Annotated in this window: 18 protein-coding genes; 11 read left to right on the forward strand and 7 right to left on the reverse strand. The window is 54.1% G+C overall.

Annotated features, from left to right (window positions below; all coding sequences use genetic code 11):
- Positions 1-223: 223 nt before the first annotated feature.
- From FHT67_RS07520 to FHT67_RS07550, 7 genes are all read left to right on the forward strand, one after another.
- Positions 224-2,221: an ABC transporter substrate-binding protein gene (locus FHT67_RS07520; protein WP_132307005.1), complete on the forward strand. Its 1,998-nt coding sequence runs from the start codon at positions 224-226 to the stop codon at positions 2,219-2,221.
- Positions 2,222-2,334: 113 nt separating this feature from the next.
- Positions 2,335-3,333, forward strand: a complete 999-nt coding sequence (locus tag FHT67_RS07525; protein ID WP_132307003.1) for an ABC transporter permease — start codon at positions 2,335-2,337, stop codon at positions 3,331-3,333.
- A 3-nt stretch (positions 3,334-3,336) separates the two neighbouring features.
- Positions 3,337-4,473, forward strand: a complete 1,137-nt coding sequence (locus FHT67_RS07530; RefSeq protein ID WP_167197061.1) for an ABC transporter permease — start codon at positions 3,337-3,339, stop codon at positions 4,471-4,473.
- Between the two features lie 33 nt (positions 4,474-4,506).
- Positions 4,507-5,550 carry an ABC transporter ATP-binding protein gene (locus tag FHT67_RS07535; protein WP_243867029.1) on the forward strand — a complete coding sequence of 348 codons (1,044 nt, stop codon included), beginning with the start codon at positions 4,507-4,509 and terminating at the stop codon, positions 5,548-5,550.
- 2 nt (positions 5,551-5,552) lie between these two features.
- Complete coding sequence (locus FHT67_RS07540; RefSeq protein WP_167197064.1) at positions 5,553-6,584, forward strand: ABC transporter ATP-binding protein; 1,032 nt, start codon at positions 5,553-5,555, stop codon at positions 6,582-6,584.
- Positions 6,581-7,156: an HAD family hydrolase gene (locus FHT67_RS07545; RefSeq protein ID WP_167197067.1), complete on the forward strand. Its 576-nt coding sequence runs from the start codon at positions 6,581-6,583 to the stop codon at positions 7,154-7,156. The genes FHT67_RS07540 and FHT67_RS07545 overlap by 4 nt, the downstream gene beginning before the upstream one ends.
- A gap of 18 nt (positions 7,157-7,174) precedes the next feature.
- Complete coding sequence (locus tag FHT67_RS07550; protein ID WP_167197070.1) at positions 7,175-8,206, forward strand: LacI family DNA-binding transcriptional regulator; 1,032 nt, start codon at positions 7,175-7,177, stop codon at positions 8,204-8,206.
- A gap of 110 nt (positions 8,207-8,316) precedes the next feature.
- Here FHT67_RS07550 and FHT67_RS07555 read toward each other — a convergent pair whose 3' ends face one another.
- Positions 8,317-10,074, reverse strand: a complete 1,758-nt coding sequence (locus FHT67_RS07555; RefSeq protein ID WP_167197073.1) for a sensor histidine kinase — start codon at positions 10,072-10,074, stop codon at positions 8,317-8,319.
- A complete protein-coding gene (locus tag FHT67_RS07560) occupies positions 10,071-11,627 on the reverse strand; it encodes a helix-turn-helix domain-containing protein (RefSeq protein WP_167197076.1) in 1,557 nt (518 codons plus the stop codon). The genes FHT67_RS07555 and FHT67_RS07560 overlap by 4 nt, the downstream gene beginning before the upstream one ends.
- A gap of 172 nt (positions 11,628-11,799) precedes the next feature.
- Between FHT67_RS07560 and FHT67_RS07565 the strand changes: the two genes are divergently transcribed.
- From FHT67_RS07565 to FHT67_RS07575, 3 genes are all read left to right on the forward strand, one after another.
- Entirely contained in the window at positions 11,800-13,155 is a 1,356-nt protein-coding gene (locus FHT67_RS07565) for an ABC transporter substrate-binding protein (RefSeq protein WP_167197079.1), read from the forward strand.
- Between the two features lie 99 nt (positions 13,156-13,254).
- Positions 13,255-14,157, forward strand: a complete 903-nt coding sequence (locus tag FHT67_RS07570) for a carbohydrate ABC transporter permease (RefSeq protein WP_243711628.1) — start codon at positions 13,255-13,257, stop codon at positions 14,155-14,157.
- Complete coding sequence (locus FHT67_RS07575) at positions 14,158-14,976, forward strand: carbohydrate ABC transporter permease (protein ID WP_167197082.1); 819 nt, start codon at positions 14,158-14,160, stop codon at positions 14,974-14,976. It abuts the gene before it with no gap.
- Positions 14,977-15,034: 58 nt separating this feature from the next.
- Here FHT67_RS07575 and FHT67_RS07580 read toward each other — a convergent pair whose 3' ends face one another.
- From FHT67_RS07580 to FHT67_RS07600, 5 genes are all read right to left on the reverse strand, one after another.
- The gene (locus FHT67_RS07580; RefSeq protein ID WP_167197084.1) at positions 15,035-15,943 is read right to left on the reverse strand and encodes an aldo/keto reductase; all 909 of its coding nucleotides are present in this window, start codon (positions 15,941-15,943) and stop codon (positions 15,035-15,037) included.
- 92 nt (positions 15,944-16,035) lie between these two features.
- The gene (locus tag FHT67_RS07585) at positions 16,036-16,941 is read right to left on the reverse strand and encodes an RraA family protein (RefSeq protein ID WP_167197088.1); all 906 of its coding nucleotides are present in this window, start codon (positions 16,939-16,941) and stop codon (positions 16,036-16,038) included.
- A 38-nt stretch (positions 16,942-16,979) separates the two neighbouring features.
- On the reverse strand, positions 16,980-18,365 hold the full coding sequence (locus tag FHT67_RS07590; RefSeq protein WP_347880081.1) for a mandelate racemase/muconate lactonizing enzyme family protein: 1,386 nt from the start codon (positions 18,363-18,365) through the stop codon (positions 16,980-16,982).
- A gap of 40 nt (positions 18,366-18,405) precedes the next feature.
- Positions 18,406-19,149, reverse strand: coding sequence for an SDR family NAD(P)-dependent oxidoreductase (locus FHT67_RS07595; RefSeq protein WP_167197094.1), 744 nt, complete (start codon positions 19,147-19,149; stop codon positions 18,406-18,408).
- On the reverse strand, positions 19,146-19,943 hold the full coding sequence (locus FHT67_RS07600) for an SDR family NAD(P)-dependent oxidoreductase (RefSeq protein ID WP_132306973.1): 798 nt from the start codon (positions 19,941-19,943) through the stop codon (positions 19,146-19,148). The genes FHT67_RS07595 and FHT67_RS07600 overlap by 4 nt, the downstream gene beginning before the upstream one ends.
- Before the next feature lie 251 nt (positions 19,944-20,194).
- Between FHT67_RS07600 and FHT67_RS07605 the strand changes: the two genes are divergently transcribed.
- A complete protein-coding gene (locus FHT67_RS07605; protein WP_132306971.1) occupies positions 20,195-20,848 on the forward strand; it encodes a GntR family transcriptional regulator in 654 nt (217 codons plus the stop codon).
- The last annotated feature ends 17 nt before the right edge of the window (positions 20,849-20,865 follow it).

The following is a 20,865-nucleotide window of genomic DNA, read 5'->3' on the forward strand; positions in this document are numbered from 1 at the left end:
AAGTTGGTGAAGCGCTTTATATTTTTTGGATTCGTATTTTAAACCGCTTTAAAAGATGACATTCTTTCAAATAAAGCGCATACAATTTACAAAAAATTAAACCGGTTTAACAGCAGCGGAGGTGAAGATCGGGTCTTCACGGCAGCCAAGAATCGGCTTAAGTCAAGGAATAAGGGAGCGCAGGTATCGAGAACAAGCAAAATCACGAATGGAGGGGTTCATTTTGAGGAGACAAAGGAAGCTGCTGGTTATTCTGTTTGTCATCTTTACCATTATTGCGGCAGGGTGTACGAATAACAATAATTCGCCGGCACCGTCAAACGCGGCCGGGGAGCCGAGCAACGACAGTAAAGGCACGGACAAGGAGGAAGACAAGGGCGGCGGAGGGGGTGGTGAAGGCACAGCCTCCAAGGAAGCACCTATGCTTGCCAAGCTTGTAGCAGACGGCACGCTTCCTCCGTTGGCGGAGCGCCTGCCAGTCCAAGCAGATGTCATGGTGGAGCCGGTTGTCGACGAAATCGGACAGTACGGCGGCGACTGGACGATGGCGTGGACGGGGCCGGGCGACAAGTGGGCCGTCGGACAGCCGACGGAGGAGGCGCTTTTCCGTTTCAACAAGGACGGCAGCGGCGTCGAGCCGAACGTTGCCAAAAGCTATGAAGTCAATGAAAATTCAACCGAATTCATCATCCATCTCCGGGAAGGCATGAAATGGTCCGACGGCGAGCCGTTTACAGCGGACGACGTGCTGTTCTATTGGGAGCACATGCTGACGAAGGAAACCTTCGGCAAGGCGATTTACGATGCTTATTACTCGGTTGACCCGGTTACCGGCGATAAGGCGCTGGCCACGGTCACGAAGGTGGACGATTATACGTTTAAGGTTGTTCATAAATATCCAAGCGTACAATTTCTCGAACGGGTTGCGATCGACAATAAATGGTTTTTCGCGCCTGCGCATTTCCACAAGACGATCCTGCCCGAGCTGGTCGGCGAGGACAAAGCGCTGGAGATCGCCAAACAGTGGGGCTTCGAGGATACGACCGCGTTCCTGAAGGAAACCGGTTATTATTACTGGCTTTATCCGCAAATTCCGACGCTCCGCCCATGGGTGGCGAAGAACGATCCGAACAGCGACCAGTTCATCATGGAACGGAATCCGTATTATTGGAAAACGGACCCGGAAGGCAATCAGCTGCCTTACATGGACCGGATTGTCGCAACGAAGATCCAGGATCCGAGCCAACGCGTTCTCGGCACGCTGGCGGGCGACTTTAACTTGTCCACGTTCGGGGCGCAGGATTTCACGGTACTGAAGGAAAACGAGAAGAAGGGTGATTACCGCGTTATCGCTTGGCAGCAGCCGGCATGGATGACCTCGGGCATCCAGCTCAACCAAACCGTCGACGATCCTAACCTTCGCAAGCTATTCCAGGATATCCGATTCAGGGAAGCGCTCTCTCTTGGGGTGAACCGCACGGAGATTACGGAGATTGTGACGAACGGCATCGCGGATCCGATCCAGGCTTCCGTTCAGGAAGGGCTTGTGGGCTATCAGGAAGGCTGGGCGGATCAATGGGCCAGCTTCGATCCCGAACGGGCGAACGCGCTGCTCGACGAGATTGGTTTAACGAAACGCGACAAAAATAACTTCCGGCTGTTCCCCGACGGCTCGGACGTAACCCTCACGATTATGGACTCCTCGGAGGCAAGCGCCAATTACACGGAGCTTCTCAAGAAATTTTACGAGGACATGGGCATTAAGACAAACGTGAAGCTTGTCGATCAAGCGACGCTGCAAGAGCTGAAGTATTCCAATCAGGTGCCGGTGAGCATCGAGAATATTTCCGTCGTGAACGTGGCTTACCGTCCCGATGCGCTTGTGCCGCTTCGGGTACTGACTCCGTGGTACGGCCAATACGGCTTGTATGTTTCTTCGGGAGGGAAGGAGGGCGTAAAACCGGAGGGAGACGTCGCTAAGATTCTGGAGTACTGGGATCAGATTAAGGCTGCCTCAACAACCGATGAGATTAACCGGCTCGGCGATGAGATCGTTAAGCTGCATATGAAAAATCAATGGGTAATCGGATACGCAGGCCCAACGCCAACCCTTATCACGGCATCCAACAAGATGGGTAACATTCCGGAAGATTTGATCTGGGCCGACGAGTTCCGTTCGCTTGGAGCCGCTCATCCCGCGCAGTTTTATTTGAAGAAGTAACCTTTGTTTTGCACGCGTGCGGCAAGGGGAGAGCGGGAGCTCTTCCCTTCGCAACGGGTCATTCTGATGACATTCGCGCAAGGCCGAATGTCAAGGGGAGGAGAAATAACAAGGTGCTGCAATACACGTTGAAGCGTATTTTGCTGGCCGTCCCAGTCGTGTTTTTCATATCCGTCATCGTGTTCTACATTATACAGCTGCCACCCGGCGATTACGTATCCAATTACGCGGCTGAAGCATCGGTTGCCGGGGAGGTATTCACGCAGGAGGATATGGATGCGATGCGGGCGGATCTCGGGCTTGACCGTCCCGTTTACGAGCAGTATTTCATTTGGGTCAAGGACATTGTATGGCATGGTGACTTTGGCTTCTCCTTTAACTATAACAAGCCTGTGCTGGCCGTCATTGAGCAATATATGGGTCTTACGCTGACCGTTTCCCTGGTCACAATGGCATTCCAATATCTCGTGGCGATTCCGATCGGCATTTATTGCGCGGTCAAGCAATATTCGATTGGCGACTATTTTTTCTCGGGACTGAGCTTTCTCGGGATGGCGACGCCGCATTTTCTGATGGCCGTCATTCTGATGTTCCTCTCCTACACGTGGTTTGGCGATCCGCTGCTTGGCCTGTTCTCCGCGGAATACGTGAATGCGCCGTGGTCGATGGACAAGGCGATCGATTTGGCTAAGCATATGGTCATTCCCGTCATCGTTATCGGGTTGTCCGGGACGGCGGATTTAATCCGCGTTATGCGCGGCCAGATGCTGGATGAGCTGAATAAGCCAAACGTCGTTACGGCAAGAGCGAAAGGCTTATCGGAGAGGAAGATTTTGTTCAAATACCCGACGCGGGCGGCGCTGAATCCCATTGTCAGTACGTTCGGATGGTCGCTTACGTCGATCTTCACCGGCTCCACCATCACCGCAATTGTTCTTAATTTGCCGATTCAAGGACCGGTCATGTTTAATGCCTTGCTGGGACAGGACATGTATCTGGCAGGGACTTGGCTGCTGTTCATGGCGCTGCTCACCGTGCTCGGAACCTTGATTTCGGACATTCTGCTCGCGTGGCTGGATCCGAAAATTCGCACGGAATTCAGAGGTACCTAAACGATGAGACGATTCGGAAGACGACAAGCCGCTGCCACGGAGCCGGCCATTGATAAAGACTTAAACTACAGCTCGCAATGGCGTCTCATGTATGTAAGATTCAAGAAGCATAAGCTGGCCCGGGTCAGCCTCGTTATATTGGCCTTTCTCTACGCAGGTGCGCTGTTCGCGCAGTTCCTGGCTCCTTACGGGCTGGAGAACTACGATAGCAAGTATGTGAACGCGGCACCCATGAAGCTTCGATTTGTCGATGCGGAAGGGAAGTTTCATATCCGGCCTTTCGTATACGGGCTAAAGTCGGGGCGCGATCCGGAGACGATGCGCAAAACGTTCACCGCCGACACGGAGAAGCAATATCGGCTGCAATTTTTCGTTAAAGGGGAAAAGTATAAGTTTCTTGGCCTCATCCCTTCTTCCACGCATTTAATCGGCGTCAAGGAGCCCGGCCGGCTCTTCCTGCTCGGCACGGATTCGCTCGGACGGGATTTGTTTTCCCGCATTTTGCTTGGAAGTCAGGTTTCGTTAAGCATTCCTCTGGTGGGGGTTGGCATCAGCTTCGTATTAGGATTGATTATCGGCGGCGCGTCAGGCTATTTCGGAGGCTGGGTTGACGCCGTCATTCAAAGGGTTATCGAAATCATACGTTCCTTCCCGACCCTGCCGTTATGGATGGCGTTGTCCGCTGCGATTCCTCCGCGCATTCCGGTCGTCCGAATGTATTTCTACATTGTTATTATCTTTGCGTTCATCGAGTGGACGGGGCTTGCGAGGGTTGTGCGGGGCAAGTTTATATCCCTAAAAAATGAGGATTACGTCGTTGCGGCCAAAATCGCAGGCGTCAGCGACTCGAAAATCATGGTCAAGCATTTGCTGCCCGGCTTCATCAGCTATCTGGTCGTTGCAACGACGCTGGCGATACCCGGCATGATTTTGGCCGAGACGGCCATGAGCTTCCTTGGCCTTGGCATTCGGTCCCCCGCCACCAGCTGGGGCGTGCTGCTGCAGGAAGCGCAGAAAATCGACAATATTGCTCTGTATCCATGGAAAATCATTCCGCTTGGCACAGTCATTCTTACCGTCTTGACGTTCAACTTTTTGGGAGACGGCTTGCGCGACGCGGCGGATCCGTACAAAAGGTAGGTCAAAATTTAAGGTTATAGCGAGGGGATACCTATGACAGCAGACGCCGCTCAACCGCAGCAGCCGCTTCTCCGGGTCCAGGACCTGAAGATTCGGATTCGGATGGACAACGGCGTAATGAACGCCGTGGACGGGGTCGACTTCGAAATCCGAAGAGGCCGAACGTTAGGCCTTGTAGGGGAGTCGGGCTGCGGAAAAAGCTTGACGAGCAGGGCGCTTATCGGCATTAACCCGAAGGAATGCGAGACCTCGGGGACGATCGCGTACCGGTCGTCGCAGGAGCCCGAGGCGAACGAGGAGCCTCTCAATCTGCTCGCTTTGGACCCGAACGGCCGGAAAATCCGTTCCATACGCGGGCGAAAAATCGCGATGATCTTTCAAGAGCCGATGACGGCTTTCTCGCCGATGTATACGATAGGCAATCAGATCATGGAAGCCATTCTGATTCACCGGACCAGAAGCAAGAAGGAAGCGAAAAGAATCGCGCTCGAGATGCTCGGCAAGGTTGGCATATCCGATCAGGAGAAGCGGTTTGATCAGTACCCGCATGAGTTCTCCGGCGGCATGCGGCAGAGGGCCATGATCTCGATGGCGCTGTCGTGCAACCCCGAGCTGTTGATTGCCGACGAGCCGACCACAGCGCTCGATGTGACGATTCAAGCCCAGGTACTGGAGCTGATGAAGCGGCTGCAGCAGGAATTCGGCATGGCGATTCTGCTGGTGACGCATGATTTGGGCATAATCGCGGAAATGTGCGACGAAGTGGCCGTCATGTATCTCGGCAAAATCGTTGAGCAGGCGCCGATGAAGGAGATTTTCCGCAATCCGAAGCATCCGTATACGAAAGGTCTCTTGCGCTCGATGCCGAGGCTTGGCGGCAATAAAACGAAACGGCTCGAATCGATCGAAGGCTCGGTGCCGGTGCCGGTCAATATGCCGCCGATGTGCGGCTTTTACGACCGCTGCAAGGACAGGATCGAGGGCGTATGCAATAAGCAGTCCGTGCCCGCGACGCAAATTTCGGGCAGTCATACGGTCAGGTGTTTCTTGTACTCGGACCCGCGGGGAGGGCAATAACGATGGCGAGGCCCATACTCGAAATTAAAAATCTCAACAAGGATTTCAAAGTAAAGTCAAAGAAGGCATTGTTTGCGAAGCCGGCATCCGTGCGCGTGCTTCAGGACGTTTCCTTTCAGCTGCAAGAGGGGGAAACGCTGAGCATCGTCGGAGAATCGGGCTGCGGCAAGACGACGCTGGGAAGGTGCATCGTGAGGGGGATGAATGCTTCTTCCGGCGAAGTCGTCTACCGAACGGCAAGCGGAGAGGCCGTTGATTTTCTGAAGCTGAAAGGTGCCGAATCGAAAAAATTAAGAAAAGACATTCAGATGATTTTCCAGGACCCGTATTCTTCGTTAAGTCCGCGGATGAGCGTATTCGATATTATATCGGAGCCTCTCATCGCCAACTTCAAGCTGCCCAAATCGGAGGTGGAGCGGAGGGTGTCGGCCATCGCCGAGAAAACGGGATTAAACGTCAGCTACTTAAAACGGTATCCGCATGCCTTCTCCGGAGGGCAGCGGCAGCGAATCGCGATTGCGCGGGCGCTAATCACCCAGCCGAGGCTGATCGTTTGCGACGAAGCGGTATCCGCGCTGGACGTGTCGATTCAAGCCCAAATCATTAACCTGTTGAAGGATCTGCAGGAGCAATATAAAATCACTTATATATTTATCTCGCACGATCTGTCGATCGTAGAGAACATTTCTGACCGCGTGGCGGTCATGCATCTGGGCAAGGTGGTGGAGATGGCTGGCGTCGACTCCATCTTCAGCCAGCCCAGGCATCCGTACACCGAGGCGCTTCTTACCGCCGTGCCGCAGCCGGATCCTGATCTGAAGAAGGAGAGGATTGTCCTCGAGGGCGAGGTGCCGAATCCGGCGAATCCGCCAAGCGGCTGTCATTTTCATCCTCGCTGTGCTTACAGGACGGAGAGATGCGTGAAGGAAATGCCCGCCTTGCGGGAAATCGGAGATAACCATATGGCGGCTTGCCATTACGCGGAACAATTGCCATTACGCGGAACAATTGCTATTAAGGGGGGCAAGGCATGAACGGGGAACAAGCGAACAGCAATGAAGCCAAAGAACTTATCATTTTTCTTGATTGCGGAGATACGATTATCGACGAAGGCACGGAGGTGCGCGACGAGCACGGCGTCGTTATTGAGGGGAAGGTCATTCCCGGAGCCGATGAAATGGTCAGAACGCTTGCGGAGCGAGGGTACAGGCTGGCCATCGTAGCCGACGGCCTGGCTCAATCGTTTAAAAATTTGCTTTCGATAAACGGGCTTTACGATTATTTCGAAGTATTAATCTACTCCGAGCAGATGAAGGCCGAGAAGCCGGATCCGCGCATGTTCAGGGCAGCGATGGGCGCCATGCTGCTCGACGAGCGGGACCGGGAAAGAATCGTCATGGTCGGCAACAACCTCTCTCGCGACGTCCGGGGAGCTAATGCGGCAGGCATTACGAGCGTGCATCTGAACTGGACCTCGCGTTATCCGAATTCCTCGCCTGATCCGGCGGAACGGCCGGATTACACGATTGAAGAGCCGCTTGCGCTTGTGGAGCTTGCGGATCTTTTGAATGAAGAGCTTGTCTTGAAGAAGCGGGTTCAGGCCTAAAGGGAGCAGCAACCATCCATGGCGAAAATCGATGATGTGGCCCGTCTCGCCGGGGTATCCAAAGGAACCGTCTCCAACGTGTTCAGCCAGAAGAGGCCGACAAGCAGGGAAGTGACGGAAAGGGTGCTCAAGGCGTCGAAAGAGCTGAATTACGTTCCCAATCACATCGCGAGAAGCCTAGTGACGAAAAAGACGATGGCGATCGGGCTTACCATCCCGCACGGCAACTTTTTCTTCAGCGCCTTTCATAACCAATTCATTAACGGCGTCGTGCTGGAGGCTTCCAGGTTCGGCTACAGAGTACTGCTTGATATGCTTCCGGTACTGGAGGTGAAGACGCCTTCCTTGGCCAGCTACCCCATTGACGGTGCGATCGTGCTTGGCCCAACGGAAGAGGATGAACGGATTCGATTGCTCCATCTCACCGGCATTCCTTTCGTAACGGTCGGGAAAATTTCCAATTCGCAGGTAAAGGACGCGCCTACCGTAAACAACGATAACGCGAAAATATTGCATGACATCTGCGATTATCTGATCGCCAAAGGACATAGGGATCTCATGTTTCTAAACGCGACGGAAGGGACGACCGTCTCCATGGAGAGAAGAACGGCCTTCGTCGAAGCGCTTGCCAAGCATCGGATTGCCGTGCGCGATTCGATGCACCATTACAAGCCGCGAATTCAATCCGAACATTATTTGCTCTACGGGTATACGGAGACGGTGCGTGTTATCGGTGAGAACAAGGTGACGGCGATTATTGCGGACGACGACCGTTCGGCCTTTAATGCGATGAATGCGATTAAGGATCTGGGCCTTCGCATTCCGGAGGATATTTCCCTGTTTGTCATATGCGGCGACCTTTCCATGATGCATCAGACCATGCCGCCGTTGACCGGCATGGACCTGCAGCCCTCCGAGCTGGGAGCGCAGTCCGTCAAGCTGCTTATGAATAAGCTTGGCAGCAACCAAGGCGATGGCCTGGACCATATCATTATCGCTAGTAAACTCGTAGAGGGAGCATCGTGTTCTTCGATTAGGGAAAATAAGTAGGGGAACCGGCGGCAGGCAAGGACCTGCTCAGCATCCCAGCCCGTAACCGGGCCATGCGGAGTAACCGCCCACCGTCTCTGACGGTAGGCGGTATTTTTATTTGGACAAGGTCACCGCGCCTTATTCCTGATTAATTTAGGAAGCCGGATCGAGACGCGAGTGCCTTGACCGGCCTCGCTTTCAATCTGCACGGACGCAAGGCTGCCGAACAAATGCTCCAGCCGTCTCTTCGTATTGCTAAGGCCGATGTGCCTTAGCCCGGGGCTGCTCTTTTTCTCATGCGACTCCCAAATCCTCCGCAGCATCTCCGGCTCGATGCCGATCCCATCATCCTCGATGGTGATCAAGAGCTGGCTTTCGGATTCATAAGCGGAAATACGGATGGTGCCGGGCTCGTCCTTTGGGCATATACCGTGAAAAATGGCGTTCTCGACAAACGGCTGAATCAGTATGCGCGGCACCAGATAAGGAAGCGATTGATCCTCCAGCTCCCATTCCACCTTGAACATATCGGCGTACCGGTACGATTGAATGTCAATGTAATCCCTTAGCAGGGCGACATCGTCCCGGAGCGGGACAAGCAAATCATCGCCGCCCGTCTTCACCGCGTCCTGAAGCACGCGGATAAAAGCGGAGACCATGCGGACGATGTCCTCATTCCCTTGTTTTTGGGCCATGTAAATGACGGCATTCAGCGTGTTGTAAACGAAATGCGGATTCAGCTGGGACATTAGCAGCTCCATCTGGAGCTCGCGCTTGTCTTTCTCGTGCTGGATCGATTCCTCGATGTGAGTCTTCAGCTGGCTTGTCATCCGGTTGAAGCCGTTCCCCAGCTTCTCCATCTCGTCTCCGGTATGGATCTGCACCGATACCTGCAAATTACCGCTCGATACCGCATTCATCGCACTATACAGCCGCATGACCGGACGAGTAATGCGCAGTATGGCCGGAATCATGAGGGCAAGGATAAGGGTGGTACTGACCAACGTGAAGAAGCCAAGCAGGTATAAGACAATCTTGGCCCGGTCGAACAACGATGCTTGCGAGACGAAGGTGGCTAGCCGCCAGCCGGATGTTTCGAACCGGTCGACAAGCAGGTAGCCGTTGTTTGCGCGGAATGCTCCTTCCTTGTTCGTGCCGTCATCAAGCTCTTGAACGAGCCGGGCTACGACCTGCTCGCCGCCGCTTGGCTTCACGTAAAGAACGTTTCCGGAATCATTAAGCCAGGTAATGTTAACGAAAGGACTGAAGTCGAGCAAGGACTGAAAATGGCTGTAGTCGAGATTGACGATGAATTTACCGATTGTCTGTCCCGGCTTCTCGATATCCCGCACCGTCACGACATAGCTAATGATTGCGGTCTCGGAAGACGGTTTCTGGTCGGCAAGCATAAGGTGTGGCTCGGTGAAGCCGTATTCGGTCCCGGACTGGAGGAAATTCAAATACCACGGCTCCTTCAGACGCTCGCTGAAATAGCTGTCGTTGCCTGCGGCGTTCCAGAACACGCGCCCGTCCGGAAGAACAATCGCATAGCTCGTCACCTCCTTGCGAAGCCCCTTGTAGCCGTCGACGAACTTGAACGTGCTCTGCAAAGCCTTGAACTGATCAAACGTGTCAAGCTGATCATAGGTTTTGTAGAATCTCTGCAGCTGCTCCGCAATGATAAGCGTTAACGTGAATTTGGAAATGTCATCGGACATATAGTCGAGCTGGCGAACCGTCTGGCTCAGCTTCGCTTTGTCCTCCTCCATCATTTGGCCGATCAGGATATGATTATAGTAGTAATAGGTAAAGGCGACGGACAGCAGAAAACTGACGGCGGCGACGATAACGATTCTCCAAAAAATGACGGTGCGAAGCTTGGTCATCGGGCCTGCTCCTTGGCGCGGAATTGATGGGGGAGAACGCCGGTCAGCCGCTTGAATACCTGACTGAAATGCTGGGGCGAACGGTAGCCGACGCGAGCGGAGACCTCCGTCATTTTGGCATCCTCGCGCATAAGGATTATTTTAGCTTGTTTAATGCGGTATTCGGTCAAGTAGTCAAGAAAGGTACGGTTGAGCTCCCGCTTAAATAGTTCGTGCAAATATCTTGCGCTAATGCCGGTGGCGATAGCGGCATCCTCGACTCCAATCTCGTCTTGGAAATGGGCGTGGAGGTAGCGCAGCGCCTGCAGCAGCTTCGGCGACAGCTGTTTGAGAGCAGCCGATCCCTGCTCGCCAAGCTCGCGAAAAGCAAATATGAACCGGTCGCGTATATCGGTTACATGATAGAGGGGACCTGCCGTTCTTGAATCTAACGGATCCGTTTCGGGAAGTCCCGCGGCGGCAAGCCGTTCGCGATACAGGGCGGTCATCGCACGGATGGCTTCGTACAAACCGTTCCAATTCCATTCCGGTTTTGAAAGACTATCGAACCTCTCTTTGACAACGCTTTCAAAACTGCCGTAATCTTCTTGCATTAAACAGTTGGCCAACGCGTCAAGCCATTGGCGGCTGGCGTCCGCGTTACTCGCCGCCGTACGGACCGGCAAAGGAAGATCATCCACGCATGCGAGAGCGCTTCTGCCGGAGAATACGGTGTGCCGAGCGGCTTCTTCCAGCTTGCGCAGCAAGCCGGGCAGATTCGGGGTATCGGCGTATTCGAACGCGAGATAGAGCGAGACGGTATGGCCAAGCCGGTCTTCGAGTACGCGCTGCATAGCCGACGCATGCCTGTACAAGGCATCACGCTGCAGGGCAGCGCTTTTATCCCGCTGCTCGAACAACGCAACCAGTCGGCCTGCTCCATGGGGGAATTCCCCGATCATTTCCCAGCTGCCCGGTTTATCCGCCGGTATAATGCCTTCCGCCCATCCCGCGATCCCGCCGGTATCGGGTTGTACGGAGACGGCCGGGATTGTCGTGAACGGAGCATCTGCCTGCAAGAGCAGCGCGCAAAGGGGCGGCCTCGCGATAGGCACGCCTTGCCTGGCGGGCTTGCCGCCGGCGAAAAACGCTTCCTTCAGCTGCTCGGAGCGAGAGAGCTTGCGCTGCCGCTCGCTTATTTCCCAAGCGAGCTTCGCTTTCGCAAGTTCCCGCATAAGCTTGTCGCGATTAACCTCGTGCTTAACAAGGTAGCTTGACACGCAGCCGAGCGAGATCGCCTGACGGGCATAATTAAAATCCTCGTACGCGCTCATTACGATGAAGCTGACGCCCCAGCCGCGTTCGGCTACCGCCCGGATGAGCTCAAGCCCATCCATGACCGGCATGCGGATATCCACGATCATGATTTGGGGACGATGCTCTTCGCAGAGCTTCAGCGCGCTTCGGCCGTTTGTTGCCGCCGCTGCGATTTCATAGCCGTTTTCTTCCCAGGGTATTAGCGTTCGTATATGCTCCAGGGCAATGCGTTCATCATCCACCAATATGATCTTCATCGAAGGGAGCCTCCCATGTCCATATTTTGAATTCATTATACTCTACGCATTAAGGGCGGTGAAGCAAAGTGCAGAATCCCGACCAAAAGTGCAGTTTTGTTATGTTTACGCTTTCATGGGGACTTGTATATGATGAAAGCGTAGCCAACAACAACCTAAGGGAGGATTTGGGATGCGTCGTTCGAGATGGGGAAGAGGAATCGCGCAGGCAATGACTGCCGTGACTCTTATTAGCTTGCTTGCTGCATGTTCAGGCGGCAGCGGAGGCAACAGCGGCGGGAACGTCAATACGAGCACACCGGCGGCAGAAACAGAGAATAACGGCGCTGTAGAGGACGGAGGCAATAAGGAGCTTTCCGGGGAGTTCGTGCTCTGGACCTGGGAACCGGAGCATCCGACGGCGATTGCGGCTTTTAACGAGAAATATCCGGGGATCAAAATCAAGCGGGTACAGGTGGAAGCGGCGGATGTCCCGAAGAAGCTGCAGACGACGATCGCCTCTGGCGGCGAGCTGCCGGACGTGATTCGGATCGAGCGCGGGCAGAAGGCCAAGATTTTCAGCATGGATATTCTGCAAGATCTAGAAGCCGACCCCTATAACGCGGATCGCAACGCGTTATTCGAGTATGACGCTCCGGCATTCTCCATGAATGACCATCTGGTTGCTATTCCGGACGATATGAGCGTTGCCGGGGTTGCTTACATCAAGTCGCTTGCCAAGGAATATCTGGGTACGGACAATCCCGAAGAGCTGGAAGCCATGCTGCCGGACTGGGACGCATTCATCGCCAAAGGCGTGGAAGTCTTGGATAAGAGCGGCGGTAAAGTCATGATGTTCCCGAGTCTTGGCGGCGTGTACGATATCTTGAAGGGTCAGCGGGATCAGCCGTACTTCGAGGATAACAAATTAAACGTTCAGCTGCTGCAAAGCGTGGTAACGCGGCTTGTCCAGTTCCGCGATGCGGGCATTGTAGACAAGCTTGACCAATGGACCCCGGCTTGGAACGCCTCGTTTGGCGGCGATAAATATATGTTTACGCCAAGCCCGGTCTGGATGCCGCAATACGTCATAGGACCAAATGACAAGAAGCCGGACCGCTGGGCGCTGATGGTAGCTCCGGATGGCGGTTATATCCGCGGCGGTTCGTCGCATGGCATTCCGAAAGGCGCGAAAAACGCCGAGCTCGCATGGAAATGGATCGAGTTCACCTCGATGTCGCAGGCAGGCGCGGAAGCGCAGAAGAAAGACGGCGTATTTACCCATTACAAGGAAGCATATCAGAATAAGGAGTTCTCGAATTGGACTTGGGAGAATTTCGGCAGCCAGGATATCGGGGAGAAGTTCTTCGTAGACATCTCCGGGGTGACGACGGATGTTGCCGAGAACGTGAACGACCAGGTGCTGGACGAAGCCATGAGCATTGTGCTGCAAACCCTCGCGAAGGATAAAAGCTTTGGCGTGGAGCAGGCGATGGACCGGATCCAAAAAGAGCTGAAGGCGAAAGTGCCGGACATTACATTCGGTTAATGGAGCTTCTGATGCTGTAGAGACGCTGGGAGCGGCCGGGCGGCCGCTCTTTGCGCTTTCCGCGACACTATAACGATCGGAGTGAGAATGATGGATGTCATGAAGCGGAAATGGGTGCCGTATCTGTTTCTGTCACCGTATATGCTGTTCTATGCAGCCTTTGGCCTGATTCCAATCCTGTTCTCGTTTTATGTAAGTTTGACGAGTTGGAACGGGATCGGCAAAAAAACGTTCGTTGGGCTGGACAACTATGCATTTCTGTTTAACCCCGACTCTTACTTCTTCACGTCAGTGGGGAACACGCTGTTGTTCGTAGCCGTATCGCTGCCGCTTCAGATGGCCTTCGGCCTTGCGATCGCTTCGCTGCTCTACAGCAAATTCGTAAAGTGGAAGGCCTTTTTCCAGCTCGTCAACTTCCTGCCGTACATCGTCACGCCGGTTGCGGTTGGCCTCATGTTCAACCTGCTGTTCGACTGGCAGGCCGGCTTCGTCAACAAGCTATTGCTTGAATTCGGTCTTATCGACGAAGGGATCTATTGGCTTGGCGAGCCAATGTATGCCCGTATCGTCATCATCCTGATGCTGTTCTGGAAGGGCTTTGGCTACACGATGATTTTTTATCTGGCAGGACTTGCTAACATATCGAAGGATTTGCATGAGGCGGCTGCCGTCGACGGGGCGACCGGCATGAAAGCGTTCTGGACCATAACGCTGCCGCTGCTTCGCCCGGTCACAACCTTTGTTGCCATTACCGGAATCATCGGCGGCTTCCAATTGCTTGAGGAGCCGATGCTGCTGCTTGGCGGCGCCGGAATGGGATCGGCGTCTGCCGTCATCGGCGGACCGGAGCGCTGCTGCCTGACGACCGTCTGGAATATGTATGACACGGCCTTTGGCAGCACGACCCGTTATGGGCTAGGCGCGGCGATTGCTTACGGACTTTGCGTCATTATTGCCGTGTTCTCGTTTGTAGGCACCAAGTTCTACAGGGAGGAATCCTAGATGAGTACACGATCGCGTACGATTACAGCGACAGTCGGTATCGCGCTGCTGTCGATCGTCGCCCTGCTGCCGTTTTACATTATGGTTGTTATGGGCACTTACAAGAACGAGGATCTTTTTACGAAGATCGTGCTTTATCCGGGAAACTACCTTGCGGAAAATTTCAAAACGGTTGCGGCCAGCCGTTTTGATCTGGCTTATTGGAACAGTTTTGTCGTCTCGGCTGCAAGCACGCTGCTGTCGGTGTTCGTCAGCGCGCTTGCCGGGTTTGCGTTCGCGAAATACGATTTTAAGTTTAAATCGAAAATATTCGGAGCCGTTCTGCTGACGATGATGATTCCGGGCCAGCTTGGCCTGGTCGCGTACGTTATCGAGATGCGATACTTGAATTTATCGGATACGCTGATGCCGCTCATCCTGCCTTGGGTGGCGAATGCATTTGGCGTGTACTGGATGACGCAGTTCATCCGCGGCGCGGTACCGGTCGAGGTGATCGAGAGCGCGCGCATCGACGGCTGCACGGATCTCGGGATTTTCTTCCGGATCGTGCTGCCCTTTATCTATCCGGCATTAACAACGCTGTCTTTGCTTGTCTTCCTCTGGTCGTGGAATAACTACCTGCTGCCGTTAATCGTCATCAACAAGCCGGAAATGTACACCATCCCGCTTGGCATCACGACGCTGGGATCCGCGTACAGAACCGATCTTGCGGCGCAAATTCTGGGACTGTCGATCGGAACGCTGCCGGTGCTCGTTCTGTTCGCCATCGGCTCGAAAAGCTTCATTCGGGGGCTGACGGCCGGATCGGTAAAGGGGTAGACGTTGTATATCGAAATAAAACGAGCCAATGGAAGCGTGATTCCATTGGCTCGTTTTTTCAATTCGCGATTGCCGTTCGCCCGACGGCGTCCAGTCGTTTCTTTGCTTCCTCGTAGACGTCGCTTGGAAGCGGGCCAAGCATGGCGTAACGGAGATTTTCCGCCAAGTGGGACGGATTCTTGGTGCCCACGATCGTTGTCGTCATGGAAGGGTGGGAGAGGGTGAATCGCAGCAGAAACCCTGTCCGCTGCTCGCCATGCTCAAGCAAGTCGTCCAGCTTCGCTTGCTCCCATGCGCTCCAGCGATCTTCCGAGCCGCGGCCGATGCCCGGTTCGCCTTGCCCAACGCCGCCGCGTACGATGATGCCGGCTCCGGTGCCCGCGGCTTTCGTTATCCAATCCTCGTGCTCGCGTTCCAGAGCGGAATAAGGCAGCTGGAACGTATCGAACGTTCCCCATTCCACGAAGGGAGGAAGGTTCGGAAGGTAAGAGGAGACGCCGATGTAACGGGCCTTGCCGCTCGCTTGAATTTCCTTCAGCGCGTCGACAAGCGCGCCTTCCTCGGCTTGCCGCACGGTTGGTCCATGCAGCTGCAAGACGTCGACATAATCGGTTTTCATGCGTTTTAAGCTTGTATCGATATTATGAAGCAAATTTTCGCGCGTCCAAATATGGGACGTCTCGTCATGATCTCCGCGGTCGGTTACGCAACAGCCGCATTTGGTCGCCAGAATGAACTCGGCCCGGCGGTGGCTGATGAAGCGGCCGATTAATTCTTCGCTGCGGCCGTAATCGTAAGAGGTGTCGATCAGGTTGATGCCGGCGTCGAGCACGGTATTCAGGATAAGGCCGGCATCGGCATCCTCGACCGGTCTTCCGCTCCATACGCGAGGTCCGCGAATTTCCATGGCGCCGTAACTCAATTTTGTGACTTCCAGTCCGGTGCGGCCTAAAATCGCTTTGTCCATCGTCCTAGCTCCCTTTTTATTGCCAGTTATTAACTTCTATGCTCTTTATATCATTTGAAATAATAGATTGGCAACCGTATGCAGCCCTTCTCTTATAACCGGACATCGCTCGAAGGACCGTTATGTTCGTTCCGGCGCGCTTCTTCCAGCTCCTGCTCCCAGGTTAAATGCCGGTAAGGCAAGGCAGCTTTATCGGTATCAAACCATTGGATAAAGTCCTGCCACATCGCCGTCGTCCAGGCTGCGTCGATTTGCGCCGTCGTATAGGTTCTGCTGTTCAGACGCGCAAAGCCAAACACGTCGCGGACCTGCGATTTCTCCGCATGGGTTGCCGTCAATTCGGCCAAGTGGGCCGGAATGAAGATGACGCCGGCCGGCGTGCCTAGCACGACATCGCCAGGGAGGCAGACGGCCCGGCCGATGCGGGCGGGAACGTTCATGCCGACCATCGTGACGTCCGCGATCGCGGTCGGGTCGCTGCCGCGATAGAAAACATTAATGTTGTCGATTTGCTGAACCTGCTGATTGTCCCGTATGCCGCCCCAAATCACGGCACCTCCGGTTTTCGTGCGAGTGGATATCGCCGTGGACAGGTTGCCCCCTACGTAGGTGCCTTGATAGATTTTATCGAACATATCGATAACGGCAACATCCTCTTCCTCCAGCGAATCGATCACCCATTGGTTGAAAAACCCTCTGCGATTTTCTTGTTCATGGCCGTAGTTTAGCAGCGTGTCATGCAAATCCGGACGTTTTGGCACCATAACGGCCGTTACCGCGCGTCCGACCATCACCTTGTTCGGGTGAATGATCTTGAAATCACCCTCGAATTGATAATGATAGCCTCTTGACCAGAGTGGCCCCCAAGCTTCCTCAAGCGTGATCCTGCTCAAGCGGCCAAGCACGCTGGACGGCACCTTGGGACGGCCGTCCGGAAAGCGCTCGCCTTCCCATAACGGCGATAATTGAATTGTATCTTCGGCATTATTAAACCTCATAAGGGACACCTCGCTTTATTTTTATTCGACTAACATGTTCAGCTCCACAGCCGGTCATTGGACCAATAGCCGTTCCATTCGTCGGTAGGAAGCCACAATCCCGGAATTTCGGGGTGAAGATGCTGAGCGATAACCTCGTCGTTAAGCGCTTCAATGCCAAGGCCCGGCGCATCAGGCACATGAATGAAACCATTCTGGACAAGCGGCTTCGGCAGCTTGCTGACGATCAGATCGTCCCACCAATCGACATCGACGGAATGGTATTCGAGCGCCAGGAAGTTTTCCGTGGCGGCCGCGGCGTGTACGGCTGCGAGGCAGGCGATAGGGCTTTCTGCCATATGGATGGCCATCGCGACGCCGTATTCCTGGGCCATGTCGCCGATTTTTTTCGTTTCGAGAATACCGCCCGTCGTAAGCACGTCGGGATGAATGACGGATACGCCGCCGGATTCCAGAAGCGGCTTGAAGTTCTCCTTGAGATAGATGTCCTCTCCGGTGCAGATCGGTGTCGTCACCATTCTGGCGAGCTGGGCATATTGATTCGTGTACTGCCACGGAATCATGTCTTCCATCCAAGCGAGATTGTATTTCTCGATGCGGCGGCCCAGCTTGATGCAGTCCTGCAAGCCAATGTGCCCGAAATGGTCTACGGCAAGAGGGACCTCGTAGCCGACGACCATGCGAACGTCGGCAACGTATTGCTCCAGCATGTCGAGACCCTTCTCGGTCACATGAATGCCCGTAAACGGATGCGCGATGTTATAAATATCGTAGTGGCGGCTGCGAATTTCGCGCAGCTGATGCTCTGAGAGGTTCGAATGCTTGCGGGAATACCAGGATTTGGACAGCGCCTTCATTTCCTCCAGGAAGCCTAGGGGAGCGCTTAACGTTCCGGGCTCGTTAATAATTTGATTGATGCCCAGATCCATCTTAAGGAAGGTGTAGCCTTGTTCCATTCTTTTTTGCAGCGCCAAGCCCATGGCCTTCCCCGTATCCTTGCCGTCAACGTCGGTGTCGCAATACATGCGGATCCGGTCGCGGAATTTGCCGCCCAGCATTTGATAGACGGGCATGCCGTAAGCTTTGCCGGCAATGTCCCAGAGCGCGATCTCGATGCCGCTCACGCCGCCGCCTTGCCGGGAATGTCCGCCGAATTGCTTGATTCTGCGGAAAAGCTTGTCGATATTGCACGGATTTTCGCCCAGAAGCCTGCTTTTAAGCTGAAGGGCAAACTGCTTGTCGGCGCCGTCGCGCACTTCGCCGAAACCAACGATGCCTTGGTTCGTGAATACCTTGATCAGACTGCAGTGCATGGGAGCGCCTGCGATATCGGCAAATCGAATGTCGGTAATGCGAAGCTCCGAAGGCTTGGAGTGAGTGTTGACGTGGGCTAACGTGCTTTCATAGGTTTCCTGTTGAGTCACGGGCATGGCTCCTTTAAGGGAATTTGGCATAAACAATGGATTACATTAACATGCCTGCACCGTCCATGCGGATGGTGGAGCCGGTCATAAACGAAGCTTCGTCCGAGGCCAAGTAGCAGGCGAGCGAAGCGATGTCCGCAGGCAGTCCGACGCGTCCAAGCGGGAATTTCTTGCGGTTTGGTTCCTTATGCGAGGCCTTGAATTTGCCGACGTCGACCGCGCCGGGCGCGATCGTATTGACCGTAATGCCGTATCGGGCCAGCTCTATCGCGCCTTCCCTCCCGAGCATTTTGATGCCGCCTTTCGACATGCAGTAGACGACGTCGAAGTCGGTAGGTCTTTTGCCATGCACGGAGGAAATGTTGATTATGCGGCCGAATTGCTGCTTCTTCATATAAGGGATAACCGCCTGCATGCATTGCCAGTAACCCTTAAGGTTGATGTTCATGACGCGGTCGTATAGCTCTTCCGTATAGTCGAACCAGTTAAGGTTAAGCTGAAGAGCGGCATTGTTGACCAGAATGTCGATGCCGCCAAGCTCCGCCGCTGCCGTATCGACCATGCGGACGATCTGCTCCCGGTCGGCGACGTCGGCTTGCACGGTCATGCATTTGCCGCCAAGCTCCTCGATTTGCTGCTGCGTGTCTGTGGCCCCGGCCCCGCTGGAATTGTAGTGAATAGCAACCCTTGCGCCGCGCTTCGCCAGTTCTAGGGCAATGCCTTTGCCGATGCCCGTTCCCGCTCCGGTGACAAGTGCCGATCTTCCTATCAAGCTGTGGCTCATGACGTTTGCGACTCCTCCTCGGCAGGCTTGTTCATGCGATGATCCATATAATGCAGGAGAAAACCGCCGTCCAGCCGGATATCGGCTCCGTTCAAATAGCCGGCCTCCTCTCCCGCAAGGAAGAAGGCAAGCCCGGCCAAATCGTCAGCCGTCCCGAGCTTGGTGCCAGGCACCTTGTAACGGTAATCGTCGTAAAGTCCGGAAACGGCGCTTTGAAACGTCATGTCCGCCCCTTCCGTAGGACCCATCTCAATCACATTAACATTGACGCCGAACCGGCCTAGAAACAACGCTGCTTCATGAGCCAGCATCTTTACCGCACCTTGCGATACGCTGTAGGCAAAGGATGAGCCGGTCGGCTTCTCGTTATGAATGGAGCTGACGAAGATGATGCTTCCGCTGCCTCTAGCCGCCATTCGTTTGCCTAACGTCTGGGTACAGATGAAGGCCGATTTGGCATTTATACGCATGGTTTCGACAAACTCCGCTTCGTTGCAGCTTTCGACAGAGACAGGCCTTATTTCGCAGCAATTGTGAATCATGACATCGACGGGGCCAAGCAGCTGCTCGGCATGATCCAGCGTAGTCGATAAGTCGCGGCTGCTGCATAGGTCGGCATGGGTAACGAGCACGTCGGAGCCTGCGGCTGCGCAGGCAGCGAGCACATCGTCCCATTGCTTATCCCCTTGAGAACCGTTCAAAATCAGATTCGCGCCAGCTTGACTAAACCGCTCGATAAGAGAATCGGCGGACCAGCTGCCGGCATCCGCGATAAAAACGACTTTCCTCTTCAAGCCATGTACACCTCCTCCATGAATCTCGGACTCCCTTCGGCAGGCGATTCGCTTTACATGACCATCTTACCGATCGTTTCAAGCGAAAAGCCATGCCGCAAAATTATGATTTTGTTTGTTTTTTTACGGTTGATGATCCGGTATGAAAGCGTTTAAATTTTATCTTGACATTCCCGTCCGAAGCGAATAGCATCGAATTATCGATTATCGATAATCCAAAGAATTTCCAAATTTCAAGGTGGTGAGAGCCCGTGTCCATCGAGACAGCCAGTTCAGAGCAAAGTCCTATCTCTCTAAGCGAGCATGTCTATATCGCCTTAAAGAAAAAAATTATGAAGGGTGAACTGCTGCCCGGACACCGCATGATCGTTCTGGATATCGCCAAACAATTCAATGTCAGTCAAGCACCCGTCAGGGAAGCGCTCGAGAGGTTGAAGCAGGAAGGTCTTATTGTCGGAAAAATGAATAAGGGCTCGGCCGTTTCCGAGATTACAGCCAAGGAAATACGAGACATTTACGAGCTCCGGCAAATGGTCGAGGGCGAGGCGCTCCGCAGGGCGATGAAGGTGCTGGAGGATAAGGATATCGCTTACCTGGAAGGCATCATTCAGGGCATGCGGGAAGCCATTGACAAGGACGATTCGTACAGGCTGGTCGAACTGGATATGCTCTTTCACGGCTACTTTTATTTGAGAAGCGGGAATGCGCTTTTATACGACATTTGGAACAGCATCAAAACGAAAGTGATGCGTTTTATTACGATAACGAACCAAGATCATCCGGGCTATACGCTATTTGATTCCCATACCGAGATCTTGGATCTCATCAAATCGGGCGACGTCGGGCAGACGGAAACGAAGCTGGTAAGGGGACTCGATTTCTATAAAAACTATACCGGCGAGTAGCTCGTCAGCCGCGCCGC

This window comes from Paenibacillus sp. BK720, from assembly GCF_011761545.1.
Taxonomy (GTDB): Bacteria; Bacillota; Bacilli; order Paenibacillales; family Paenibacillaceae; genus Pristimantibacillus.